At 52.3% G+C, this 26,199-nt stretch carries 23 protein-coding genes; 5 read left to right on the plus strand and 18 right to left on the minus strand.

Annotated elements, in window-relative coordinates:
- Window positions 1-108 precede the first annotated feature (108 nt).
- The 13 genes from ccoS to JNJ77_15815 all read right to left on the minus strand — a co-directional run bounded on the left by ccoS (window position 109) and on the right by JNJ77_15815 (window position 14,267).
- On the minus strand, window positions 109-288 hold the full coding sequence (gene ccoS / locus JNJ77_15755) for a cbb3-type cytochrome oxidase assembly protein CcoS (GenBank protein MBL8824042.1): 180 nt from the start codon (window positions 286-288) through the stop codon (window positions 109-111).
- A complete protein-coding gene (locus tag JNJ77_15760; GenBank protein ID MBL8824043.1) occupies window positions 285-2,819 on the minus strand; it encodes a heavy metal translocating P-type ATPase in 2,535 nt (844 codons plus the stop codon). The genes ccoS and JNJ77_15760 overlap by 4 nt, the downstream gene beginning before the upstream one ends.
- The gene (locus tag JNJ77_15765; GenBank protein MBL8824044.1) at window positions 2,761-3,522 is read right to left on the minus strand and encodes a sulfite exporter TauE/SafE family protein; all 762 of its coding nucleotides are present in this window, start codon (window positions 3,520-3,522) and stop codon (window positions 2,761-2,763) included. Before JNJ77_15765 ends, JNJ77_15760 begins: the two co-directional genes overlap by 59 nt.
- On the minus strand, window positions 3,519-4,055 hold the full coding sequence (locus JNJ77_15770; GenBank protein ID MBL8824045.1) for a FixH family protein: 537 nt from the start codon (window positions 4,053-4,055) through the stop codon (window positions 3,519-3,521). The genes JNJ77_15765 and JNJ77_15770 overlap by 4 nt, the downstream gene beginning before the upstream one ends.
- Window positions 4,034-5,434, minus strand: a complete 1,401-nt coding sequence (gene ccoG / locus JNJ77_15775; GenBank protein MBL8824046.1) for a cytochrome c oxidase accessory protein CcoG — start codon at window positions 5,432-5,434, stop codon at window positions 4,034-4,036. Before ccoG ends, JNJ77_15770 begins: the two co-directional genes overlap by 22 nt.
- Window positions 5,435-5,443: 9 nt before the next feature.
- Window positions 5,444-6,013, minus strand: coding sequence for a c-type cytochrome (locus JNJ77_15780; GenBank protein MBL8824047.1), 570 nt, complete (start codon window positions 6,011-6,013; stop codon window positions 5,444-5,446).
- Window positions 6,010-6,189 (minus strand): hypothetical protein, encoded by a 180-nt coding sequence (locus tag JNJ77_15785; GenBank protein MBL8824048.1) that lies wholly within the window; start codon window positions 6,187-6,189, stop codon window positions 6,010-6,012. Before JNJ77_15785 ends, JNJ77_15780 begins: the two co-directional genes overlap by 4 nt.
- Before the next feature lie 9 nt (window positions 6,190-6,198).
- Complete coding sequence (ccoN, locus tag JNJ77_15790) at window positions 6,199-8,478, minus strand: cytochrome-c oxidase, cbb3-type subunit I (GenBank protein ID MBL8824049.1); 2,280 nt, start codon at window positions 8,476-8,478, stop codon at window positions 6,199-6,201.
- A gap of 129 nt (window positions 8,479-8,607) precedes the next feature.
- Window positions 8,608-9,948 (minus strand): sigma-54-dependent Fis family transcriptional regulator, encoded by a 1,341-nt coding sequence (locus tag JNJ77_15795; protein MBL8824050.1) that lies wholly within the window; start codon window positions 9,946-9,948, stop codon window positions 8,608-8,610.
- A 31-nt stretch (window positions 9,949-9,979) separates the two neighbouring features.
- A complete protein-coding gene (locus JNJ77_15800; protein ID MBL8824051.1) occupies window positions 9,980-10,348 on the minus strand; it encodes a response regulator in 369 nt (122 codons plus the stop codon).
- Window positions 10,311-11,537, minus strand: a complete 1,227-nt coding sequence (locus JNJ77_15805; GenBank protein ID MBL8824052.1) for a hypothetical protein — start codon at window positions 11,535-11,537, stop codon at window positions 10,311-10,313. Before JNJ77_15805 ends, JNJ77_15800 begins: the two co-directional genes overlap by 38 nt.
- A 140-nt stretch (window positions 11,538-11,677) precedes the next feature.
- Window positions 11,678-13,162: an alpha-amylase gene (locus JNJ77_15810; protein ID MBL8824053.1), complete on the minus strand. Its 1,485-nt coding sequence runs from the start codon at window positions 13,160-13,162 to the stop codon at window positions 11,678-11,680.
- A 25-nt stretch (window positions 13,163-13,187) separates the two neighbouring features.
- Window positions 13,188-14,267, minus strand: a complete 1,080-nt coding sequence (locus JNJ77_15815) for a hypothetical protein (protein MBL8824054.1) — start codon at window positions 14,265-14,267, stop codon at window positions 13,188-13,190.
- A gap of 193 nt (window positions 14,268-14,460) precedes the next feature.
- On the opposite strand from JNJ77_15815, the gene JNJ77_15820 reads away from it, so the two are divergent.
- Window positions 14,461-15,549 (plus strand): hypothetical protein, encoded by a 1,089-nt coding sequence (locus tag JNJ77_15820; protein ID MBL8824055.1) that lies wholly within the window; start codon window positions 14,461-14,463, stop codon window positions 15,547-15,549.
- On the opposite strand, the gene JNJ77_15825 is transcribed toward JNJ77_15820, so the two are convergent.
- From JNJ77_15825 to JNJ77_15845, 5 genes are all read right to left on the minus strand, one after another.
- Entirely contained in the window at window positions 15,542-18,322 is a 2,781-nt protein-coding gene (locus JNJ77_15825) for a glucosidase (GenBank protein MBL8824056.1), read from the minus strand. The genes JNJ77_15820 and JNJ77_15825 overlap by 8 nt on opposite strands.
- A 14-nt stretch (window positions 18,323-18,336) precedes the next feature.
- Window positions 18,337-18,603, minus strand: coding sequence for a hypothetical protein (locus tag JNJ77_15830; GenBank protein MBL8824057.1), 267 nt, complete (start codon window positions 18,601-18,603; stop codon window positions 18,337-18,339).
- Between the two features lie 11 nt (window positions 18,604-18,614).
- Window positions 18,615-18,863 (minus strand): hypothetical protein, encoded by a 249-nt coding sequence (locus JNJ77_15835; GenBank protein ID MBL8824058.1) that lies wholly within the window; start codon window positions 18,861-18,863, stop codon window positions 18,615-18,617.
- A gap of 151 nt (window positions 18,864-19,014) precedes the next feature.
- The gene (locus tag JNJ77_15840; GenBank protein MBL8824059.1) at window positions 19,015-19,653 is read right to left on the minus strand and encodes a response regulator transcription factor; all 639 of its coding nucleotides are present in this window, start codon (window positions 19,651-19,653) and stop codon (window positions 19,015-19,017) included.
- 3 nt (window positions 19,654-19,656) lie between these two features.
- A complete protein-coding gene (locus tag JNJ77_15845; protein MBL8824060.1) occupies window positions 19,657-21,879 on the minus strand; it encodes a PAS domain S-box protein in 2,223 nt (740 codons plus the stop codon).
- A gap of 233 nt (window positions 21,880-22,112) precedes the next feature.
- Between JNJ77_15845 and JNJ77_15850 the strand changes: the two genes are divergently transcribed.
- The 4 genes from JNJ77_15850 to JNJ77_15865 are packed head-to-tail and all read left to right on the plus strand — an operon-like array spanning window position 22,113 to window position 26,195.
- Window positions 22,113-22,655: a DUF308 domain-containing protein gene (locus JNJ77_15850; protein ID MBL8824061.1), complete on the plus strand. Its 543-nt coding sequence runs from the start codon at window positions 22,113-22,115 to the stop codon at window positions 22,653-22,655.
- A 12-nt stretch (window positions 22,656-22,667) separates the two neighbouring features.
- Window positions 22,668-24,065, plus strand: a complete 1,398-nt coding sequence (locus JNJ77_15855) for an MBL fold metallo-hydrolase (protein ID MBL8824062.1) — start codon at window positions 22,668-22,670, stop codon at window positions 24,063-24,065.
- Window positions 24,066-24,123: 58 nt separating this feature from the next.
- Window positions 24,124-25,071, plus strand: a complete 948-nt coding sequence (locus tag JNJ77_15860; GenBank protein MBL8824063.1) for an L-lactate dehydrogenase — start codon at window positions 24,124-24,126, stop codon at window positions 25,069-25,071.
- 47 nt (window positions 25,072-25,118) lie between these two features.
- A complete protein-coding gene (locus JNJ77_15865) occupies window positions 25,119-26,195 on the plus strand; it encodes a 6-phosphofructokinase (GenBank protein ID MBL8824064.1) in 1,077 nt (358 codons plus the stop codon).
- Window positions 26,196-26,199: the final 4 nt, after the last annotated feature.

Here is a 26,199-nt window from a genome sequence, read left to right on the forward strand (position 1 = left end):
TCCTTTGCCTGTAATCAAGCTGAAAATTTGAATCTGATTGAGGATACCAGATAGCAAGCCTTTATTGTAAACAAAGCTCTCACGAATGCTCATTTTATCAAGTGAAATTTACTCTCTTTTCTTTTCAACTGATCGAACTCTTTTCCGGGCGCCATCATCATGCAGCATGCGATAGCTGGCATTTTCCAGATGATCGAACTGGCCAGTTTGGATGCACCAGCGGAAGGCAAGAAATGCAGCGAGTACCAGAAGTAGCGCCACGGGCAAGGCAATGTAGATCACACTCATGAGTCGCTCCTGAATGTTTGCTGGCTGGCAGCAAGTACAGTGACGGTGAGTGAACTGATCGGCATGAGGATGGCTGCCAGCAGGGGCGTGATGTACCCAGAAACAGCCAGTCCCATTGCACATAAATTATATCCTAGCGAGATGATCAATCCCCGACGAATGGCCTGCAGTGTACGTTTGCTGCCTTGCATAAGATCCAGAAGTGGTGCGAGCCCCGGCGTTCCCAGGTAAACGGGTGCAGTCTGCAACGCCACTTCTGCACCGCCTTGAACTGCAATTCCCACGGAAGCTGCAGCCAATGCCGCAGCGTCATTCACACCATCCCCCACCATCACCACAGTACCGAACTGATTACGGGAATGCTTTACGATCTCCAGTTTGTGTTCTGGAGTTACCTCGCCGTAAGCCATGCTATCCGGTATCTGCAACTGGTCTGCAACCTGCCGAACAATGGATTGATGATCTCCGGAGAGAATACCAACTTGCCAGCCAGCCTGGCGCAGCGTCTGAAGACTGTCTGCCGCATCTCTGCGAATGGCATCACCAAGGGCTGCCTGGGCTACCAGATTGCCATCGCAGGCAACGTAGATCGGCGTCCAGCCTGCCCTCAGCCAACCTGAGACCCTTTTAGTTGACGAGACCGATAACGGAATCTGGAATCGTTCCATCATGGCTCGCGACCCGGCAACAAGATGCTGTCCATCCACCCAGCCTTCGACACCATATCCTGAGTGATACTGCTGTTCCCGGCATAATGCAGGCTTGATATTTCCCATTCGCTCCCGCAGTGCATTGACCATTGAAACTGCCAAAGGATGGACAATGCCCTGTTCCAGGGCAAGAACGCCCGGCATGAACCGCTCATCCCCTTGCCAGTCCTTCAGTGTCACTTTCCCTTCGGTTATCGTGCCTGTCTTATCGAGCCAGACCATGCCCGGCTGGCTGAGTAGTTCAAAGACATCTCCTCGGCGAATGAGAATCTTCTGTCTCGCAGCCCGCCCCTGGGCGATGGCAATCGTCATGGGAGTGGCCAGCCCCAGGGCACAGGGACATGCGACAATGAGCAGAGCAATCGTGTGGTTGATGGCGATGACTGCACCCTGATGCCACCAGATGCCGAGCGTGACTGCAGCAAGCGTCAGCACCAGGTAGATGAAATAACCAGAAACACGATTAGCCAGTTCGACGATGGGGGTATGTGCCAGCGAAGCTGACTCGACCAGGTCCATCAGCTTGCCGATGCGACTGTCTTTTCCAATCGCAGCAACCCTCAGCCTCAGCACGCTGCCCAGGTTGGTAGCCCCGGCTGTGACAATACCGCCAGGTTGTATAGGTACACCAGCAGATTCCCCCGTCAGCAGGGATTGGTCAAGCGTGGATTGTCCGGAAAGCACAACGCCATCGGCTGGCAACAGGTCTCCCACTCGCACTTCCACCTCGTCGCCCGGCTTCAGGGACACAGTGGGCACGCTTTCGATTCCTGTCGGGATTACGCGAAAGGCAATGCGAGGTGTCAGGCTGCGAAGCAACGACAGACTCTCCGCAGCACGCTGTTGTTGACGATACTGCAGAAAACGACCAATCAACAAGACAAAGATGAGCATGCACAGCGAATCGAAATAAATCTCCCCATTGCCCATGATGGTGTTGTAGATACCCATGATGCCGCCCGCTGCCAGGCCAATGGCGAGCGAGATATCCATATGTGGCATCCGGGCTCGCAGAGCATGCCAGGCCCCCCGGAAAAAGGTCGCTCCCGGCCAAAGCAGTGCAATCAGCCCCAGACCTGCGCTCACCCATCGCAAAATCGTTTCATGCTCGTGCGAGATGCCATCAAATAATCCTCCGTAGAGGGCAAAAGCAATCAACATGCTGTTGCCTGCACAAAGCCCCGCCATGCCGAGCCTGACCAGATGCTGATGCATCTCCTTACGATGTAGCGAGGTGCGGTGAGTTTCACTGGCAGGGTGACAGGCATAGCCCAATCGGGAAAGTTGACAGGCAATCTTCGAAAGTGGTAACTGCGACTGGTTCCAGCGTATCAGCACCTGGCGTGAAAGCAGCTGAGCTCGACTTTCCTGCACACCCTGGCAGAGCAACGGCAACTTTTCCACCAGCCAGACACATGCCGCACAGTGCATCCCTTCCAGAATGAGACGTACTTCACTTAATCCACCTGGCAATTGACGGACATAGGTTGATTGGAAGGTTGGATCATCCATTTCCGAGTAATCATCAGGCAGATTCCTGGCCTGAAGTGGTTGTGAATCAACCGAGCGACAGATCTGATAGAACGCATCCAATCCTTCGGCATGCAACAATTGCCAGACCGTGCTGCAACCCGAACAACAGAACTGTTCCTTTGCCCCAGGCGCCACCAATCCGGCTGGTACCGGCAATTGACAATGGGAACAAATCACCTCACTTCGCGTCGCTGAAGTGTGTACCGCTGAGCGAGATGGAAGTGCCAGGCTAGTCGTCATGGCAGCACGGTAGTTTCGTTGTAGAAAGTTGTGGTATCGCTTCAGCACCGACAAACTCGTTATTCGAGTGAATCGATAACCCGAACGTAGATCGATGCATCAATGTCATCGAGCCAAGAACCAGACAAGCGGCAATTGCAATCCAGGGCGTGGCTGATCGCCAGTGCTGCGATAGATGGCCTGCGGAAACACCAATCAAGCTCAGCATTGGTAAGGTTCCCAGCCAGAATGCCAGCATGATGACCATGCCACTGACCACATCGCCACTACCTGCAGCCACTATGACAAAAGCGTATAACCAGCCACATGGAATCCAGGTGGTAAGCAGGCCGATCCACCAGGAACGGAAAACTTCTGGCCAGGCTTTCGCCCAACGAAACCCGGCATAAATCCCTTTCACCCAGTGCTGCGGTATCGGCAGATGCTGTATTGGCACACCCGCTTGTCGCAATAGCAACACTACAGCGCTCAGGAACATGGTGGCAGCCGCCAGGTACGCTGCCCCACGCTGCGACTCAACGAGCCAACCGGTGGAGTTCAAAGCCTGGCCTAACGCCCCGGCCAGCGTACCAAGCAGTACATAGGTTGTCAGCCTGCCCAGGTGGTAGGCTGTCAGCTTGCTGGACACACCTCGATCAGTTTCACCGGGTTTACCCGTCAACAGAAGCACAAACGGCCCGCACATACCGGCGCAATGTGTGCTGCCTAACAGGCTCGCTGCGACAATAGTCACCAGCAGTTCCAGATTCATGAACTGAATCTCCAGAACTTTTCCTGTCGATCAACGAAGTGCTCGCCATCGCGAATTACGTTCAGATCAATCTGCCAGACCCCTGTTCTACCCAGTCGAGCCTGTCCGCGGTAAAGCCCCGTCTGATGCCCAACCGGCGTTAGCCGTACTTGTTGTCGCTGATTTCCCCGGGCATGGTGCCAGAGTTCCACGCTCACCTGTGCCATCTCCACCGGCTGATCCTGTGCGTTCTTTATCTCTACCGTGAAACTGTGAACAGGAGAACTACTGCTTGGAGTCTCAAGGTACACCTTCCACTTCCAACCCAGCCGCTCACTGGCTTGTCGTTCGCTTAGGATCTTGTCGTGTTCCATCGCCTGCTGATGATAATTGGGAATGACAGAATGCGTAGGATCACTGGTTGCCAGAACGATGGCAACCATACTCATGGAAAACTGAACCACAAAGAAACCTGCAATCAGGCCGCCCCACATCAGCCGGGCACGTCGTTCCGATTGCTGTTCCAGTTCGATCACGGCCCCAGTAGACGACATGTGATCTCCTTTCGTACCGTGCTGCCATCTTTGACGGCAAGCTTCAAATCATAATGCCCGAAGGTAAAGGCTGATTTCGGCACCGTGACCAGCACCGCATGCGTGTTCAGCTCCAAGGGCCTGGCCAGCCAGGGCTGACCAACTGCTTCGAGTTTCACTTCATCTTTCTTGACAGCACCAGTATCGAGCAGTTCCAGGGTGTAGCTGCGATCTTCCTGTTCACGATTCACGAGTTTGATCTGAAAAGTGTTCTGTACCGTGCCCTCAGCCGTCACAGTAAATGGACTGCCTAGTGTCCGCAGAACGGTAACATCCACAGGAGCACGCCGGCTCAGCACAATGACAAAGGCTGATACTGCAATCAACAGCAGCAGCGGATAGATCACCACGCGTGGGCGCAGCTTCTTGTGAGGTAATCCTTCGATGGCTTCTTGGCAGGAGTAACGAATCAGCCCGCGAGGTTTGTTGATCTTGTCCATGATCTCATCGCAGGCATCGATGCACTGCGTACAGTGGACGCATTCCATCTGCAGGCCCTGACGAATATCGATACCGGTAGGACACGTACGTACACATAATCCGCAATCGATGCAGTCACCCTGGGTTCGTTCCGCCAACTGCAACTCGGTGCGAAGCTTGCCACGCGGTTCGCCCCGTTTCACATCGTAAGCCACAATCAGCGATTGCTTGTCGAGTAGAACCGATTGCAGCCTTCCGTAAGGGCATGCCACCAGACAGGTCTGTTCCCGAAAGTAGCCGAAGTCAAAAAGCATCAGCCCGGTGACGACCGCCATCACCATGAAGGCAACAGGATGGTTGAAGGGAGAGCCCAGGATCCAATGGCTGAGTTGATCTACACCAACGAAATAGGCAAGAAACGTATGTGCCAGCAGCATTGAGACCATCAGATAGGCAACAAACTTCAGACTGCGTCGCCAGCCCGGTGTCAGCGAGGAGGGCTTGCCCCCCTTACCCATGGTACCATCAAAGAACCGTTCGATGGGGCGAAACACATATTCGAGATACACCGTCTGTGGACAGGCCCAGCCGCACCAGACCCGGCCATACAGTGCCGTCAGCAGGAAGATGGTCAGAAACACGGAGACCATGAACAGCGCCAAAAGCAGCGTATCTGTCGGCAACAGCGTCAGACCGAAAAACGAAAACTGCCGATGCAGCAGATCGAGCAGGATGGCTGGCTTGCCATTGATCTTCCAATGGGGAAGCAGCACAAAGAGGATGATCAGCCCGTACCCGACAAGACGCCGAGCATGCCAGTATCGTCCCGGAGAAAGACGAGGATAGAGCCAGCGGCGTGATCCATCTTTCTCCAGCGTCGAGAGGACATGTTCTTCAGGTTGCAGCAGGGCTGACATGATATTTCCTGCTTACTTCCAGGGTGGAATGGGGTTGCCTTCTGCAGCTTTGGCACCAGGCGGGTTGGATCCCCGCAGCGATGCCACATAGGCGCTCACCAACACCAGCTCGTTTGGATGCAGCCTATTCTTCCACGCAGGCATGGCCTGATTATTCGCACCGTTGGCTACCACAGTAGCAATATCCTCGATAACTTTGACGTTTTTCCACTGCTCATCGGTCAGATTGGGGCCCACTTTGCCTTCACCCTTGTCACCATGACAGGAAACACAGTTGGACTTGTACACAATCTCACCCACGGTACGCCATTTTGTATCATCCATGTATTTCAGAATGGTCGCGCGATCGGGCGTAAGTGTGCCGATCTCTGAAAATCGTATGCGAAGATCTTCCGCAACCTCTGCCGTGTAGCCATCGAGCGCAGATCGACCAGGTTCATTCGTATGGTAATAAACCCAATATCCAATGCTGAAGAAGATGCTGGCCACAAACAGCCAGGTCCACCAGCCTGGAAGTGGATTGTCATACTCCTGGATCCCATCATACAGGTGATCCATGGGTTGTTGAGCTTGCTCACTCATGCTCGGCGTACCTCCGTGCCATCATTCAGTGGAATGCTGGCGTTGGCATGGGCTTCGGTCTTCCGCACGAAAAGCAGCGTGCGAATGGTGACAGCGAGAAATACCAGGAAGAACAGGATGAGCGCTGCTTCAGCACAGAAGGAGGCATCCAGATACTTCATCAAATCACGGATCATGTTCTCTCCTTACTTGGCAGCTACCTTTTTGCTCTCCGGAGTGGCAGGCTTGACGGGTGGCGTTTCAGGCTGCTCCACACCGAGCCGCTGCAGGTAAGCAATGATCGCCACCAGTTGTGTGCGCTCCAGGTTCTTCGGCAGACTGCCCTGCCCTCCGTTTTGTTGAATGATGTCATTAGCGATCTGCTTGGCCTGAGCCAACGCGATCGTCTCGGTATTCTCTATATCGGTTGGCCTGTAAGCCTGTCCTCCTGCCAGGAAATTATGTGCCCGCACACGTTCAGGCAGTGTCTTGAAATTCAACTCCGTTTGTTCGAAGGATGGATAAGCTGGCATGATCGAACCGGGGCTGGTATTCGTCGGGTTGCGGAAGTGAGTCGTGTGCCAGAGTGCATTCTGGGCTCCACCTTCACGAGCCAGATCAGGACCAATACGGCGGGAACCCCACTGGAACGGATGGTCATACACGAACTCGCCTGGCTTGGAGTAGGGGCCGTACCGCTTGGTCTCCGCCAGGATAGGACGGATCATCTGTGAATGACAGTTGTAGCAGCCATTGGCGATGTAGAGATCGCGCCCCGCCAGTTCGAGCGGCGTGTATGGCTTCACCCCAGGCAGTGCTGGAATGTTTGAACGAATGAGGAACGAGGGCACCAGTTCAAACAGCGTCGCTGCCACCACCGCAATCACCACCCAGACCGTGAACTTCAACGGCAGACGTTCCCAGCGGCGATGCCACCACAGCGTCGACCATACATCAATCTTCTTGCCCATCTCCAGCACTGCTTCCAGCTTGGATTCAGGTGCAGGATCATCAACATAGTTACTGGTCAACCGGGGGGCAGTGTAAACTGGTTCCTCGTAAACAGCGGGCCGAGCCATCCAGGTACGAATGAAGTTGTATAGACAGAGCACCGCACCCAGCAAAAACAGCAAGCCACCACCCACACGAATCCAGTACATCGGCATCAGCACCTGCACGGTTTCGATGAACTTGGGGTACATCAGATTGCCCTGCTCATCGATGGCCCGCCACATCAAACCCTGAGTCAATCCCGCAACATAGATGGGCACGATGTACAGCAGGATACCAATGGTGCCGAGCCAGAAGTGCCATTCCGCCAGTTTCTTGCTGTAGAGTTTGGTCTGGAAGATACGGGGTAGCAGCCAGTAGATCATGCCGAAAGTCATCATGCCATTCCAGCCAAGCGCCCCGCCATGCACATGGGCGATCGTCCAGTCGGTGTAGTGGGACAAAGCATTGACTGACTTGATCGAAAGCACAGGGCCTTCAAAAGTAGCCATGCCATAAAAGGTGATTCCCACCACGAAGAACTTTAAAACAACATCTTCGGTGACTTTCTTCCAGGCCCCTCGGAGCGTGAGAAGCCCGTTGATCATGCCACCCCACGATGGCATCCAGAGCATCAGCGAAAAGAGCATGCCCAACGTCGTGCACCACTCCGGCGTGGCGGTGTAGTGCAAGTGGTGCGGGCCAGCCCAGATGTAAATGAAAACCAGCGACCAGAAGTGAATAATGCTGAGTTTGTACGAGAACACTGGACGTTCTGCGGCCTTGGGCAGGAAGTAGTACATCAGCCCAAGGAATGGAGTTGTCAGGAAAAACGCCACCGCATTGTGTCCATACCACCACTGCATGAAGGCATCCTGCACACCTGCGTAAATTGAATAACTTTGAAACAGCCCAACAGGTACCACCAGGCTGTTGAACACATGCAGCACCGCAACAGTCACAATCGTGGCAATGTAGAACCAGAGTGCGACATACATGTGCCGTTCACGCCGGGTAGCCAATGTCATGAAAAAGTTCACGCCGAAGAAACCGACCCAGACCACAGCAATGGCAAGATCAATCGGCCATTCCAGCTCGGCATATTCTTTACTTTGAGTGATTCCCAGAGGCAGCGTGATGGCCGCTGCTACGATGATAAGTTGCCAGCCATAAAAGTGAAGCCAACTGAGCGTATCGCTCCACATGCGGGCCTTGCACAGTCGTTGCGTGGAGTAGTAGACCGCGGCAAAGATGGCGTTGCCACCGAAGGCGAAGATGGCGGCATTGGTATGCAGTGGGCGCAATCTGCCAAACGAGGTGAACGTCCAGCCCAGGTTCAGGGCCGGCACTACCAGTTGCAGGGCGATGATCACTCCGACCAGCATTGCCACCACCGCCCATACACAGGTGATGAGCGCGAAGGCTCGCACTATCTTGTCGTCGTATTTAAACTCTTCGAGTGTAACAGCAGGCGATTGAGCAGCGGATTGGCTCATGTACACAAGTCCTTGCTAGGGCAACGAACAACCATGCAGGGAGGAAGCAACTTGTGTACCAAATCATTACAGGCTGGTTTTCAAGGGGTCGGGGTGTGCGACCTCTCCATACCTGTGCGGCATCGCACACTACCAAGATGTGATGCCATGCTTTTCCAATAACCGGTACAGCGAACGGCGAGTAATACCCAGTGACTGGGCTGCCTGCGATTTATTGCCCTGTGATCGCTGCATCGCTTCGATGACCTTGCGGCGGGTCATATCTCCAAGTACCAGCGATTCCTGAGAAGTGACGATGGTGGCTGCATCGCTGGTTTCCACCACTTCTGGCGGGAAGTTTTTCAGTTCAATTAGATTGTCTTCCGCCAATATCTTCGCCCGTTCGATGGCGTTTCTAAGTTGTCTTATATTGCCCGGCCAATCATACTGAAGCAGTGCTGGAACAACGTTCTCCGCGACACGCCAGCCGTTACCCAGGAAATGATGAAACAGCAGCGGGAGATCACCGGTACGTTCCCTCAATGGCGGCAAATGCAGTGTCAGCAGATTGATGCGATAAAAAAGATCTTCCCGAAACCGTCCGGCTTTGACTTCAGCCGATAAATCGCGATTAGTGGCAGCAATCAACCGTACGGTCACTCGGCGTTCCTTGATGGAACCAACTCGTCGCAAGCTGCCGTCTTCCAGAATTCGCAACAGCTTGGGTTGAAGAGTCGGGCTCAGTTCGCCTATCTCGTCTATAAACAAGGTGCCACCGTCTGCCACCTCGAACAGACCGGGCTTTGCAGAAGCTGCACCGGTAAATGCCCCTTTCTCATGTCCAAACAGTTCACTTTCCAGAAGCTGATCCGGCAAGGCGGCACAGTTGATGGTGACCAGCGGCTGTGATGCCAGCGGACTGGCAGCCACCAAAGCCCGTGCCACCAGTTCCTTGCCTGTTCCGCTTTCACCCTGAATGAGTACGGGTTTGTCAGTTGGGCCCATGCGTTGAATCAGCCGTTGTACCTGCTGCATCGCTACTGATTCGCCGATCAACTCGACCCCAGGCTGCCTTTTTCTGATCAATTCCCTGAGGTGTTGATTCTCCCTTTCAATCTTTCTCTGATGCAGTTGCCTTTCAAGAACTGCCTGCAGTTCAGCCAGACGAACGGGTTTTTGAAGGAAATCGACTGCTCCGCACTTCATGGCCTCAACAGCAAGGGGAATCGTACCCTGCCCCGACATCATCACGACTGCACAGTCGTGGTTTCTTTCCTGCAGTAGTTTGAGAAAATCCATGCCCGTTTGTTCTGGCATAAAGTAATCGACTATTGCACAGGCTACATCTTTCTCAACAAGATATTTCAACCCTTCCTGAACAGAACCAACCGACAGCACCTGATAACCAAGTCGGATAAGGTTGCGTGCCACTTGTTCGCGCAAATCAGGGTCATCATCAATAAGCAGCAACTCAGCAGAATGCAACGGCATGGCAGGCTCGAACGAATTTGATACTGCTACTCTATGAAGAAGCGGTAGCAGCGATAGCTGCTTCAAAATCTTGCCGTTTCACGGGCTTGCGAAGATAGGACCAGGCTACCTGTGCATCATCGGGCGGAAATTGGCCTGACAGTTGATAAGCCGATATGAGAATCGTCGGAATGGGATGCGTTTTCCAGATTTCACGGATTGCCTGTTCGCCATCGAGTTGTGGCATCCGCACATCGCTGATGATCAAGTCCGGGTGTAATCGTTGACAGGCTTCCACCAGAGCCGTTCCGTTGTCGACCGCTGCCACCACTTCGTGGCCCAGTCGTTTAATGACTTTGCTGTAGTGATCGCGTATCTCCGCTTCATCGTCGGCGATAGCGATCCGCAGGTGACGGGCCATGGTTCTCTCGAGGCAGAATCACACGAAACTCCGCACCAGGCAGATTTGCAGGTCCCAAATGGAGTTGTCCGCCATGTGCTTCGACAATGCGATGTGCAATTGCCATGCCTAATCCGGTACCTTTGCTTTTCGTCGTAAAAAACGGTTCAAAAACATGCTGGCGTGCGGATTCGCTCAACCCTGGCCCATTGTCTCGCACACGCACTTCCACCATGGGCTGCTCTTCCCGTTCCAGAGAGCGGATTTCTAAATCTATTTCCACTGGATCAGAACAAGCTGCCAAAGAATTCTCAAAAAAATTACGCAGAAGTTGCTGCAACCGAAACGGATCGTAGCTGCCTTCTTCCATTCCAGGCTCAATAGTCAGATTTAATTTCGCCTGCCTGCCAAGCTTAGGAAGCGATAGGCTCTCCCATGCCTGCTCTACCATGTTCCGCCAATAAACTTTTTCTTTCTCCAACACAATAGGGGCCGCATAATTCTGCACTTCAGTCAACAGCCTGGTAAGATCATCCTGCGCTACACTCAATCGACTCAAGTCCTGTTGAACTTCCTTATTACCTTCCAGGTCAAGCTCCAGACTTTCCGTGGAAGCCCGCATACGCTGCAAAGCATTACGTGCCTCATGGGCCAGTCCCGTAATCATCTGGCCAATGGAAGCCAGACGCTCATCCTGCTTTGCTTGTGTCCTCTGTCTGATTTGAAGCTCTGCTTCGTATGCGGCAGAAATAAGCGCCAGATCAATATCAAGAAGCTTGTGCAGTGTTATCAAGCATTGTCTCAGTTGAGGCAGATCTTTTTTCAGTTCCTCCAGGAGTACGCACTGCATCTGCATACGCAAACGTCCATGAGCTATATTGACATATGTTTGATCCAGCCCGATCTCCACATGACGATATCCTACCTGCCAGCGTCGCTGGATGTACTCGTTGTCGTATTCACCAGCCAGCAATTCCTTCAGCCACTTCTCCAGGCTGATTTTCAGTCGGGCAATCTGCTGATCACCACCAACAATAACCTGGGCAACTTTGGGATGACGCACAATTTCACTGTAGAAATCTTCAACGAAAACCTGGCTGAAAGGCATTAACAGGTTGTTTAACTCTTTGACAGTCTGGCTGTCCTGTGGTGACCAGTTAATGTAACGCTTCAGCAGATCATACTTTTCGAAGATGAATTGATGGATCATATCGTTCCCTGATCACCAGCCAAAATTACTTTCGAAATATCAGATTCGGTACGGTCACTCTATCAGTATTCTTCCCTGATCACATTCAGATTTCTGGTATGCACCTGAAAAATGTACTTCACACTTCGACTCGAATCATTTTATCCGAGTGGTTCAATAATAAACGCATGATACTGCCAGGGTTCTACATCGAGGTAAAGCCCCTTGGCCTGCAATTCATCCCCTGATCGATCATAAACCGCATCGCTGAGGAGATCACGCAGCCGCCAGTTGTGGTTGCCCAGATCAGACATGGAAGGTCGTACATAGCACTGGCTTCGCTCTCCTGAGTAATTGACAGCCACCAGCATTCGATTTCCGGCAATATCATTCCAGGTGTATGCCAGGAAATGATCCCGGGTAGCATTGTTCTCCCAGGCTGCATGACAAGGTGCAAGCTGCCAGTCGCCATTTCGTAGTACAGGTTGCTTGAGTACAGCTAGCAGCCGCTGATAGAACGTCTGCAATGGGACATCGACCGGTTCAACGGGCCCTCGAATCAAATGCGGAGAAATCCGAACCTGTTTCCCTTCCAGTTGCCCCTGATGAAAGAAGCGTAAGCCCGGGCTGAGGAATGTAATCACTGCTGCAGCACGGTGAACTTCCAGCGGGAAAGTTTTGGCGGCACGAGGCTCATCATGATTTTCAAGAAAACGAACCATCTTGTTCTGATACTGCATGTCGGCATGCAGATGTTCGCGCGCAGCCCGAGTTTGCCTGTGTTCCAAACGATCATAGAGCCGTTTGTCGTAGGTATAATCGAACCCCTGCTGCTGGAGCGTCCATTCAAGATCCCAGTACACCTCTGCCACGAAACAGAAGGCCGGGTGGTTTTGCCTGACTTCCTTGATGGCCCTCTCCCAGAATGGTTCCGCCTTCAAACCCCAGGTTCGTTCAAAGACATCGGGCAGCACCAGCATGGCCATGTCGCAGCGGACGCCATCGCACTGGCCAGCTATTCTGGCGAGTTCTGCCCGCATGGCTGCCTGGGTGGCAGGATTGGCGTAGTTCAGTTGCAGCGTGTCAGGCCAGCCGGGGAAGTAGGGGTCACGGCCATGGGCCAGGAGCAGACTGCCCTGCTTGGTTGGAACACGTGTGTAATTTTTCGGCGCCTGGGCGAGTTGGAGTTCGGTGCCAGCCACGAAGTAATCGGGATGCTCGTTCACCCAGGGATGATCCAGTGCCATGTGATTGGGGACAAAATCGAGGAGAAGGCGGAATCCTCGTTTCCTGAGTCGTTCGCGCAGGCGTGCCAGTGCAGCATCCCCGCCGAGGTTCGTGTGAACGGTATAGCCGGTGATGGCGAAACCTGAACCACCAATGTCGTCGTCCGTCAGATCGGGCAAGGTATTCCTGAATTCGTTCAGCCACTCCGGATTGGTACGTGAGATGCGCTGAGCAGCAGTCCCGGTCTGCCAGACGCTGAGCAGCCAGATCCAATCGAACTTCTGCTCGGCAAGTTTATCGAGTTCAGCATCGGGGATATCGTCGAGGGTGGCGCGCTTGCCGAGCTTTCTGGAAAGCTCGGTGAGCCAGACACGGGTATTGATCTGGTACAGGCTGGGATACTGGGGCGAGAGATTCACAGCGTCGTCCTTTCATGAACAGATGCTATCTGCTGAGCACGGGGGAAAGCAGGCGCGAAGCTCGTGCAACTGCACCGTTCAGGAACTGCATGGGAAGATGGAGTCTGAAGCCCCAGTCACGTTCACTATGACGGGCCTGGGGAAAACCGAGATGCATGAGATTGTGACCATAGCGCCAGCCACGGGAGACCAGTGCTGCAGCCATGGCCATCGTCACTTCGAAGTTGTCTTCGGGCCAGCCGCTATCGAGGTAGAAGCCGACATCGGGTAGTGTTTCTCGCAACACCCGTTCGAGCAGATCATCCTTGAACGAAAAAGTGCTCGACATGCAGACGGCAGCCCCGAAATGCTGGGGGTACTCCCAGACAGTATAGAACGAAACGACACCGCCCAGCGATGACCCCCAGACGCTGCGGAAGCGACGGTCAGGCACACTGCGAAGTATTTTCTCTTCCTGTGGGATGATCTCTTCCACCAGCGATCGGGCATAGAGTTCGTAGCCGGGTTTGGTGTATTCGGTCATGCGGTCGCCGGAGTAGAGACCAACGATGATCATATCTTCCGAAGCACGCATGCCACGCAGGGTCTGGCTAGTCTGGTCCACCTGCCAGTCATTACCCATGAATGCTTCTTCGAGGAAGAAAAGATTCTGGCCATCCTGCATGTAGGCGATGGGGTAGGTGGCCAGCGTGTTCTCGTCGTACCCCGGGGGCAGATACACCCGCAGGCGATGCTGACGGTTCAGGAGCTTGGAGGGTATCTCCACCAGGCGGGAGAACCTCCCCTCTTCGGAACCGAAGAAGAATGGATAGCAGGCCCGCTGATCTTTCTCGGTCATCAGCAGCAGGTTGTTCGAACCGATGGACCAGTGAAACCTATCGCCCTGTATCAGCCCTGCTTTAAAGTAGACGAACGGCTGGCGTGAGGTGATTTCGAAGGTGGAGACGGTACCATCGTCACTGACAGATATCGGCTCGAGGTTTTTGTTCCAATCGAATTGCGTACGCAACACGATATGGCCCCGACCAGCTGGGTAAATGACCCGGAGCGTTCGTTTGAGCGCTGCCGACGTTTTGTAAAGAAGCTCTGGTGCTGGTTCTGACACGTTCGCTACTCCAAGCCTTTCCTGTTAAGATGCAACAATTGGGTAAGGACGAGCAACACCACTCTCACCATAACCGATGAACAAGTAGATTCCATGCAGAGCAATGCACGCACTTTCCGAATAATCCTAAGAGATTGTGTATCTTGTCATCTCGTTTTCGGGTGATGTTATTCCAGTCTGTTCAGGCCAAAGTATGCGAATCACGGCTGTGCTTACGGTTTGCTTCGCCTTGCTGGGAGTGATCCTGGCTGGTTGCCAGCATTACGGGCCTCGATCGATCACCGCTGATCGCATTCCCTACAACCAGGCCATTGCCGAATCGTGGAAAGAACAGACGCTGCTGAACATCGTGAAACTGCGTTACATGGATACGCCGTTCTTCGTGGACGTGCCACAGATTACGAGTGGCTACACGATTCAAGGAACAGCTTCTGCCGCTGGTGGTATCTTTCCTCCGGTCAATCCCGTGTCGACGTTTGCCCAGCAACTGGGTTTGACTGCCAACCTGCAGGGGGCCTATCAGGACAGGCCCACCATCTCTTATCAACCGCAGACGGGCTCGCAGTTTATTCGAAATCTGACAACACCGATCAATCCCGGCTCGGTGCTCTATCTCCTGCAATCGGGGTACCCGGCGGACTTGGTGCTCAATTTGACCGTGGATTCGATAAATGGAATCAAAAATCGCTCGGTGGTGGGTGGACAGATACGACCTGCCGACCCGGAATTCGTGCAAATCGTCCAATCGCTTCGTAAAGGCCAGCAGTCGGGTCATGTGGGTATCCGGGTGGAACGAGCGAAGGACAAACCCGATTCGGTTGCCTTCTTCTTTCAGGAGCAGGGGATCGATCCGGAGATCAAAGCTGAACTGGCCGAAGTCAGACGAATCATGCGACTGGATCCACAAGCGAAGTCCTTTCCGGTAGTCTTTGGCGCTAACGCCTCACAGCCTAATGAGATTGCGATCCTGTCTCGATCCGTCTATCGCATCCTTTCTGAACTGGGTACTTTCGTGGAAGTACCCGAAGATCACGTGACAAGCGGTATCGCTCCATACCTGGGTAGTGCCGGGACAGATGGTCAACCGCTGCTGCGCGTCATTTCTTCCACCTGTAAGCCTGTCAATCCTTTCATCAGTGTCTGTTACGAAGGGCACTGGTTCTGGATCGATAAGACAGACAGCTATTCCAAGCGGACCATCGCTTACCTGGTGGTGCTGCTAGCGCTTGCCGATACCGGGGCCAAGGAAAACCTGCCTGTCATCACGATTCAAGCTAATTGACCTGTTCCGCGTGTCTGATAGCATCCCGATCCAGAACCTGGCTGAGCCGTGAAACAGGATGGTCAGTTTCTGCAGCAATCTTATGGTAACCGAGAATACTATCAGGAGTATTCGTCGCAAACAGATGCATCAGTCGGGCAATGACGCCCGTCCAGCCTGTCTGGTGATTGGCCCCCAGCCCTGCTCCATTGTCACCATGGAAGTACTCGTAGAACTGGATCAGATCACGCCAGTGCGGATCTTCCTGGAACTTCCTGGTATCGCCATAGACCGGGCGTTTGCCATCAGAGTTTTTCAGGAACATGTTGCCAAGGCGACGAGAAATCTCCTCAGCGACCTGGTACAGGTTCATCATGTTGCCAGAACCCGTCGGGCATTCGACGACAAAATCGTTTCCGTAGTAGCTGTAGTAGTTGAGCAGTGCGCGAATGATCAACGCATTGACTGGCATCCAGATGGGGCCACGCCAGTTCGAATTGCCACCGAACATGCCCGTATCTGACTCCGCAGGCAGGTAGTCCACACGGTATTCCTGTCCGCCTGCTTTGAAGACATAGGGATGCTCGGCATGGAACCGGGAGAGGGATCGCAACCCGTAGGGGCTGAGGAACTCTTTTTCATCCAGCATCTTCGACAGGACGCGTCGCAGTTTGTTCTCATCGAGGATAGAGGCCAGTCGTCTGCCTTCGACACCCATCTTGCCTGGATCGTGAATGGCAGTCCGCACCTCCGGTCGGGCATCCAGAAATCGCTTGATACGCATAGCCATATCGGGATACTTCGCCAGGAGTTTGCCATCGTACACGGTTGCTGCACAGAGAGGCAACAACCCGACCATGGATCGCACTTTGAGCCTCTGAGAATTGCCATCAGGGAGTCTAAGCACATCGTAGAAGAAGCCATCTTCCTCATCCCACATGCCGCTTTCCCCACCCATGTGGGTCATGGAGGAAGCAATCCAGAAGTAGTGCTCGACAAACTTGATGGCCATGTCGCCATAGTCGGGATCAGTCAGCGCGAGTTCGCTGGCAATCTCGAGCATGTTCTGACAAAAGAGCGCCATCCAGGCAGTGCCATCGGCCTGTTCCAGATAGCCACCGGTGGGTAGTGGTGCACTGCGATCAAACACACCGATGTTATCGAGGCCGAGAAAGCCGCCTTCGAAGACGTTACGCCCGGAGCGATCCTTGCGGTTGACCCACCAGGTGAAATTAAGCAGGAGCTTCTGGAAACTGCTCTTGAGCCATTCCTTGTCGCCTTCACCCGTTTTGGCCTTCTCGAGTCGATAGGTGAAGATGGTGGACCAGGCATGGACCGGCGGGTTGACATCACCAAAGTTCCATTCATACGCCGGTATCTGGCCGTTCGGATGCATGTAGCGTTCGCGTAGCATCAGGCGCAGCTGATCTTTGCCAAAATCGGTATCTACGAGCGTGAGTGCGATGACATGAAAGGCCAGATCCCAGGCGGCATACCAGGGGTACTCCCACTTGTCAGGCATGGAGATGACATCGCCGTTGTACATGTGATGCCAATGTTCATTGCGTGGGGCGTTCTTTCTGTCTTTCTTGAAGGGATCACTGCCCCGCTCTTCCAGCCACTTGTCGACATCGTAATGGTAGAACTGCTTGCTCCAGAGCATGCCCGCAAGGGCCTGCCGCATGACGTTAGCCTGGTCACCACTAAGGGACTGGGGAATCACCTTGGCGTAGAACTCATCTGCTTCCTTTTTCCCCTGCTCGACGATGGAATCAAACGAGGTGAAGGGTGTCGTTTTCTTGCCATTGCCCTGTGAGGCTGCCTGAGGCGAGGCATCCGTCAGCCGCAGTCGAATGACCTGGCATTCACCTGGTTGAACAGTCAGGTGATAGTGAGCTGCAACCTTGGTGCCCTTCTTTTCGGGATTGATCGCTTCATCGACGCCATGTACGAAATACTGATGGAAGCTGTCTTTCACATAATGACTGCGATTGGGCACACCGAAGATGCGTTCGGTGTTGGTTTCATTTTCAGTGAAGAGGAGAGGCACTTTGCCATCGCAGTAGAGGTAGCGTTCCCCCAACCTGTCATGCGTGGCCTTGATGGCACTCATGGTGCCATCGGTTTCAATCTGCTGCAACTGCGGCCGGGGCGCCTGGGCTACCCATGACCATTCGTTGCGGAACCAGAGGGTGGGCAACAGATCAATGACAGCTGCTTCTGGACCGCGATTGTAAACGCTGATCTGGATCAGGATGTCTTCCGGCGACTTCTTGACATATTCCACGAACACGTCGAAGTACTTGTTCTGATCAAAGACGCCTGTATCGATGAGTTCGTATTCGAACTCTTTTCTGTTACGTTTCTTGCTGGTCTGCACCAGGTTGTCGTACGGGAAGGCTGCCTGCGGATATTTGTACAGGTACTTCATGTAAGAATGCGTCGGGGTACTATCGAGATAGAAATAGTACTCCTTCACATCCTCGCCGTGATTGCTTTCACTGTTGGTAAGGCCGAAGAGGCGTTCCTTGAGAATGGGATCCTTGCCATTCCAGAGGGCGAGTGCGAAACAAAGCTGCTGCTGGTCATCGGAGATGCCCGCCAGGCCATCTTCGCCCCAGCGGTAAGCACGGGAACGAGCCTGATCGTGTGAGAAATAATTCCAGGCGTCGCCACCTTCACTGTAATCTTCACGGACGGTACCCCACTGCCTTTCGCTGAGGTAAGGGCCCCATTTTTTCCAGGCTTTGCTTTTCTCTTGAGCTTCCTGCAACCGAAGTTGTTCAGCGTTCACGTTGAGCCCTTAGGTTAGCCGGGTACACCCAGCATGGTCTTGTAGTGTCCGGGAACTGGTTCGAGCTTATCTGAACTGGAGGGTTGATAGAGTTTACGATTTTCCCATGGGTTATCGCCAGTAGGCAGAGTCCAGAATTGACCATTCGAGTCCATGACGACCCAGCACAACTCGTTACGATCAACAAAAAGCTTAATTCTCTGCTTGGTTACCATCGTGGCTTCGGTCTGAACTACCGTCATGGTTACTTCCTCCGTGAAATCAAGACGCTGTTCGTTCATCAAAACCGTCCTTAGTTTCTGCAGGGAAAGATGACCCGGATGGCATTCAATGCAATTGGCAAACTGCTGTGTTGCATCACCAGTTCCTGAGCTAACTGCTTGGTGTACCACGATTGCGTATTGCCCTTCAAGACAATTCCCTTGTCCGATAACTGAACTTGAAGGTCGCCTACTGAATATCCCAGGCGATTCCGGATGATCTCTTCCAGCGATTCTCGTTCCTGTCTTAAAGATCCAGTAATTGCACAGTAATCGAGCATTACAACGTTCCTTCACCAACTTAAGGTGACCAAGGTCGCCCCCCCAACTTAATGACTTCACTCATCAAGCCAAGATACTGTAATCAGATGATGCGTGACTTATAACTGTCAAATCTTACAGATTTATCCAAAATAGAAGCTCCATCGGTATTTACGGTGAAATAATGTGATGTTTGATGGCATACTGTACTAATTCTGCATTGGTTTTGATCTGCAGTTCTTCCATCAGGCTGTACTTGTGAAATGCTACTGTACGAGGCGTTATTTTCATGATACGGGCAACTTCCTTCATGGTTTTGCCTTCCGCCAGCAGTTGCAGCACCTCACGTTGTCTCGGACTCGGTTCTGACTTGCGACCATTGTTGTTATGCCTCAATTGAAAAGTGCCAGCCAGTTCTTTTGAAGATGGAGGAGTTACATACGTTCTCCCCTGTTGCACGGTTTGAATAGCTTGCACTAATTCCGTGGTGGCAGCGTTTTTCAACAGGTAACCGGACGCACCAATTTGAAATGCTTCCGCCATCAGATCAGGGTCTTCATTCATGGTCAGAAAGATGATCTTACATTGAGGTTGTATCTGCTTGAGTTGCCTGGCTGCATCCAGTCCGTTCAGCAAAGGCATGGCAATATCCAGCACAACGATTTCCGGCTGAAGCTTTCTGGCAGCTGCCAGCAAGGCTCTTCCATCCGAAACGGAACCCAGGACTGTACAATAGGGTTCAAGCAGTTTGGTCAGTGCTTCGCATAATAAGCGATGGTCATCAGCCAATAATACGCGTGGCATTCCCATGGCTTATGTCCTTTCAGCTGGCTCTGGCGAATATTCCAGTTGTTCATTAGAAGAAATGGATTCCTGTGTTGTCATCTCGAACGGTACACGAACTTCAATCCGTGTACCTTTCCCTGGCTTGGCGGATAACTGAACAGATCCCTGCACCAGGCGTACTCGTTCACGCATGCTGAGCAGGCCAAGGCCAGGCTTTTCATTGCTGCTCTCCGGATCAAATCCTCTGCCGTCATCTTGTATGGTCATCACCAAATGATGGTCCATACTTTTTAACTGCACCTCAATGATCTCCGCATCAGCATGTTTAATTGCATTATTCAAAGCTTCCTGGGCTATTCGGTAGAAACACAGCGAGGTGTTGACAGGCAAAGAGAAATCCAATTCCTCGATATCGTAATCGATCACCACATCATGAGTACTGCTGAGTTCGCGACACAGGCTTCGCAACGACTTGATGAGCCCCAACTGCTCGAGCTTGGCGGGATGCAACTGATGCGACAGATTATGGACAAAAGTAGAAAGTTGCTTGACCTTGATGGATAGCTCCCGTGTTCGCTCAGCGAATTCTTGGGTATCCACCTCCTTGGAATGAGCAAGCATGTCGAGCTCGACTGCAATCAAGGCCAGGTTCTGGTTCAAGTCATCGTGCAGTTCTCGCGCAATGCGACGACTTTCTGTTTCCTGGGCTGTCAGTAATTTTCCTGTCAAAGCAGTCAGTTCCTCCTGGCTCTGCTCCAGTCTGGAAGCGGCAATTTTTCGCTCGCTGATATCTACAATAGTTGCCAGCACCAGCGTCTTGCCATTCGAGCGGATGGGGTTCAACCCGATTTCCACGGGAAACTCACTACCATCCTTGCGTCGAGCAAAAAGTTCTCGCTCTTTCCCCATTGGTCGTGCAAGGGGTGATTGGAAAAATTGTTCCCTCCATTGTTCATGATGAATCTGCCAGGGTATGGGAACGAGGTGTTCCAGCGGAATCTGTTGAAACTCCGATTTACCATAGCCGAACATTTTCTCCATCTGGGCATTCACGAGCACGATCCGGCCGTTGCGCTCCACCATTAACATCCCGTAAGGCGAGGCATCCACGGAGAGTCGAAACTGATTCTCCGCCTGCTGCCGCGAACTTCGTTGCAGCAATAACCCTGCTATCAGAAGTGTTTGTGCCAGCAACAAGGCGAGTGCGCCTACTATCTGCCAGCGATATAGTTCCCAGACGCCTGGCTGCTCATTATCGATGATGACACCGACAGGCAGTTGAGAATGTGAGGTAGCCCATCGCTGATATTCCTGGCCATCAATCAGAATGCTGTTCTGCACCTCACCACGATGGACAATTCCCCTGGGAGATTCACCCTGCAGCATTCGATTGACCAGCCAGGCTGCATTCTTCCCTTCGTTGGCAAAGCTCATCAACTTTCCACCAACAATGCCTTTGCAATGATAAACCTGCAGATGGCCATAGATTGGCACCCGGGCAACTTTCTTCATCATGCTAAGCACTTCGGGTGCAGCATAACTGGCGCCCGTATTATCCTTTTGTAGATGCAGATAATAGATGAAGCTTCCTGCGCCTATCTTGCTGACTTTATCCAGCAGATCATGTATCGACAAATCAGCCAGATGTACGATTTCCAATTGTGGTGCAACACGACTGAAATTCTGATCAGCCTTTTCCTTCCAGTACTTGTCATACGTAGATGAGCCCGAGACAACGTAGACACGCCTGGCGTCGGGATGAATACCCAGCGCCATTTGCATGGTGGCTTCACTGTCGAATTTCATGGGAACGCCGACCATGTTATCGGGTAGTTTTTCACTGCTTAATTCATTCTCCTCTATGGCTGCAAACACCACAGGAACATCCGGCAGACTTTTTTGATAGTTTTTGAAGAAGTTAAACGAATGCTTGAGACCCACGACAACGGTTTCCAGTTTGATAGTGGCATATTTCTGCTGCAGAAATTTCGCGAGTTGTTCCTGATATTTCTGATCTGGAAATCGGACAGCATCCAGGAACTCGTAATAAAACTCAATTTTCTGCTTTGAATGCTCCAGCAGATATTGACGAAATGCCTGATCAAACTCAATGATGCCGGGGCGACCTGCCATATCAGGATAGATCACCAGAACTTTCCTGCTCGTGACATCCTCGGCCCAGACATGTAACGAAGAAAAAAGCAGCACCATTATTGCATTAAACAAAACTCCCGATTTGGTATTTCGCATGTGCTGAAGCATCGATGGGGCTTACTGTTTCAAATTCTTAACGACACTCATCGTACAATCTCCAGTGGCGAGGTTCCACTTCTTCTTTCTATCGCGATTCGCTGACGTCAGAGTTACAACCTAGCCAATTGCAATTAGCCAACATCTGTCACTTTTACCAGTCGCATCCCATCTCAAGATCATTACAGTAAATTGGCAAGACTTCGCCCTGATCCACACCTGTATGTGACAGCATGAAAGATGTATGGTTATTGTTTCTGGGCAGTGGGCTTTTCATGGCCATCCTCGGGCTCGTCATGTTTGCTTACGCAATTTTCAATGCAGTAACCATCATGTTGTTCCTGGGTGGTGGATTGATTATTGCTTCGGTTATTCAGCTTGCCAATAGCTGCTGGGCCCGCCCCTGGAAAGGATTTTCCTTCAGCATTATTCTTGGCATGGTTTACCTGATCACCGGACTTCTTCTGATTGAGTACCGTCTTCAGGCTTCCATGGCCTTAACACTGGTGGTAGCTGCGGGATTAATGATTGCAGGATCGGTGAAAATAATACTGTCAATAATTGAACACTGGGATGGCTGGATACTTTCACTCGTGAGCGGAGTACTCACCACTATTCTGGGCTTCAGCATCTGGCTTGAATGGCCTTTTCACGGGATCTGGGTAATTGGATGTTACCTGGGAGTGGAATTGATCTTGAGCGGATGTACCTGGATCAGGTTGGGTGCATCTCTTCATTGGTTAAAGTCATCGAATTTTCAATCAACAATCTCTTAACTGGGAGAAATGATGAAAGTTACCATACTCGGCGCTGGTGGAGGAGAAGTAACAGGGTCTGCCTATTTACTGCAAACGAAAACCGCGAATGTGCTGATTGATTGTGGTATGTATCAGGGAGCCAGCAAGTCCGAAAACTACAGGAAAATGCCCAAATCAGAAAACGTCAAGAAACTCGACTGCGTGATCCTGACTCATGCCCATCTGGATCATACTGGTCGCTTGCCTCTTTTGACAAAACTGGGGTATCGTCATCCCATCTATGCAACACCTGCTACCATTGAGTTAACCGAAGTCATTCTCAAAGATTCAGCAAGACTCCAGCGATCCGATGCTGAGCGTGAAAATCGCAAGCGCAAAAGATTCAATGAGCCACCATTGGATCCGCTCTACTCTGAAGATGACGTTACTGCATTGAAACCATTGATGAAGACTCTGACCTACGACAAACCGACTGAGATTGCACCTGGTGTAACTGTTCGGGCTGTGGAAGCGGGTCACATGCTCGGGTCAGCTAGTCTGGAATTCACCGTGGAAGAAGCGGGAAAGAAACGTGTCATCATCTTCTCCGGAGATATTGGCCCGCGCGGCGCACCACTTCACCACGATCCTGTACCCTTCAAGCATGCTGATGTCGTTTTCATGGAATCCACCTATGGCGATCGCAACCACAAATCGCTGAAAGACAGCGCCATCGAAGCCAGGGAAAACATCAAGCAGGTTGTCAAAGCCAGGGGGAAAATACTGGTTCCTGTTTTCGCAGTTGCCCGATCTCAGTTGATCATGTATCTCCTTGCAGGTGCGTTTCACAAAGGAACGCTCAAGCCATTCCCGATCTACATTGACAGCCCGATGGCTATCGAAGCCACCAGAATTTACCGCAAGCATGTTGAACTGTTCGATGCCGAAGCACTGTCGATGCAAAAATCTGGTGATCTTCGCGCCAATCTGGAGTCTGTCGAATTCTGCAAAACGGCTGAAGAATCCAAGGCACTCAACGATGTTTCCGGCCCCTGCATGATACTGGCAGGCTCAGGCATGTGCACTGGCGGTCGCATCCTTCATCACTTCAAGTACAACCTGGCCATTCCCGGCACACTCGTGATGATTGTTGGATTCCAGTCACATGGATCACTGGGCCGGATGCTGGTGGATGGTGCGAAACACGTCACCATATTTGGTGAACGAATTCCCGTCAGGGCAAAAGTGATCACACTCAATGGCATGAGTGGCCACGCTGGTCAGAAAGATCTGATGAACTGGTATGATTCTCTTGCAAGTTCCCGCCCACGCACGATATTGACACATGGTGAAAACAAGGCCCGAACCGCACTTGCCAGGTTGATTCGCGAAAAGCACCAAGTCAAAGCCGAGTTGCCTGAACTAGGTGATGTCATTGAAATCGACTGAGTTGCAGAATCGACTTTGTGAGCATAAAGACTACTGAAGATCAGATCAGGGAGACATCATGAAAGTAGGCGTGGTAGGCAGTGGCTTCGTAGGTTCAACCGCAGCCTATGCATTGGTAATGAGAGGTGTGGGGCGTGAGGTGATCCTGGTCGATAAGAACATGGATCGTGCGCGTGCCGAAGCCGACGACATCCGGCATGCTGTCCCCTTTGCCAAACCGTTGACCGTGCAGGCTGGAAATTATGATGCTTTAACTGGCGCGAAAGTAGTGCTTCTCTGTGCCGGTGTGAATCAAAAACCGGGAGAGACCCGTTTACAATTGCTCCAACGCAATGCCGCAGTGTTTGCCGAAGTCGTGCCACAGGTGTTGAAGTTTGCGCCGGAAACTGTGCTGGTAGTAGCTACCAATCCTGTGGATATCATGACAAACCTGGCGGCCTGCTATGCTGCACGCTGTGGCATACCTGCCGCGCGTGTTCTGGGGTCAGGTACTACATTGGATACCGCACGCTTTCGTAGCCTGCTCGGAACACATTGTGGAATCGACTCACATCATGTGCATGCTCATGTCATCGGTGAGCATGGCGACTCCGAAGTTCTGACCTGGTCACTGGCCAGCGTAGCAGGTATGCCTCTGAAAAACTTTGTACAAATGCGAGGTATCGATCTATCGGATGAAATTCAGGCATCGATCGATCAACAGGTTCGCCGTGCCGCCTACTCCATCATTCAGGGCAAAGGGGCGACATATTATGGCATTGGCAGCGCCTTGGCCCGCCTGGTGGAAGTGATACTTCACAATCAGCGTTCTGTACTCACCATCTGCACACCAACGAATGACATAGAAGGCGTTCGAAACACCACGGTTTCCTTACCCAGACTTCTGGGTGGAGATGGAGTTCTTGCCACCTTCCCGCTACCATTGACTGATCATGAAACAGCCCAATTGCGAAACAGTGCACAGATCATCCGCAACGCTCTCGATGAACTCCAGGTAGAACCATAGTTATCACAGTATCGGCTTGAGTGGATTCAACGCGGGAGGCCATAAGCATGAAGATCGGTGTCGTTACCGGAGGTGGTGATTGCCCCGGCTTGAATGCGGTGATTCGTGCCGTGGTAAAAGCTACCCGGCATCACGGATGGGAAGCACTTGGCATCATTGGTGGCTATGAAGGGTTGCTCAAGCCCTGGAAAACTATCCCCCTTTCTCAAGAGCAATTGGACGGACTGCTTATCCGTGGTGGAACGATTCTGGGCACCGCCAATCGTGGTCGATTTTCCGCCAAAGTAGGCCATGGCGACTTCCGGCGTCTACCTTTCGAACTACTTGCAGAAGTGAAAGAATCGATGAATGAACTGGGGCTTCATGCTCTCGTGTCCATTGGTGGTGATGGATCACTGAGCATTGCCCAGCAGATGCATGAGTTTGGCATCCCCATTGTGGGGGTGCCCAAGACTATTGATAACGACCTGCAAGGCACCGTGATGACTTTTGGGTTTGATTCCGCCGTTGCCTGCGCCACCGATGCTCTCGACCGGTTACACTCGACGGCAGAAAGTCACAAACGCGTTATCGTTCTGGAAGTCATGGGTAGATATGCAGGCTGGATAGCTCTCTTCGCCGGAGTGGCCGGTGGGGCAGACGTCATTCTGATTCCAGAAATTCCATTCAGTTATGAAAGCATCTGCAGGAAGATTGAAGAACGAGAGCAGCAAGGCAAGCATTTCACCCTGGTTATTGTTGCCGAGGGTGCACGGGAGAAAGATGGAGAAATGGTGACCAGCGCAGCCCAGCAGAAAGATCGGGAAGCCAGGCTGGGTGGCATCGGCGCTGTGGTGACCGCTGAACTCGAAAAACGGACAGGCAAAGAATGCAGGAACTGCGTACTGGGACACCTGCAGCGTGGAGGAACACCCACAGCATTCGACCGTGCTCTGTGCTCCATTTTCGGTGCGGAAGCAGTAGAACTCATTGCCCACGGACAATTCGGAAAAATGGTCTCTTACCAGGGCTCGCATGTCGGTGCAGTTGACTTGACTGAAGCTGTAGGCACGCTCAAGACTGTTAAGCAGGATGGAAGCCTCGCTACCACAGCCCGAGCCATTGGAATCTGTCTTGGCGATTAACCAA

The organism is Planctomycetia bacterium (assembly GCA_016795155.1).
Classification (GTDB): Bacteria; Planctomycetota; Planctomycetia; order Gemmatales; family HRBIN36; genus JAEUIE01.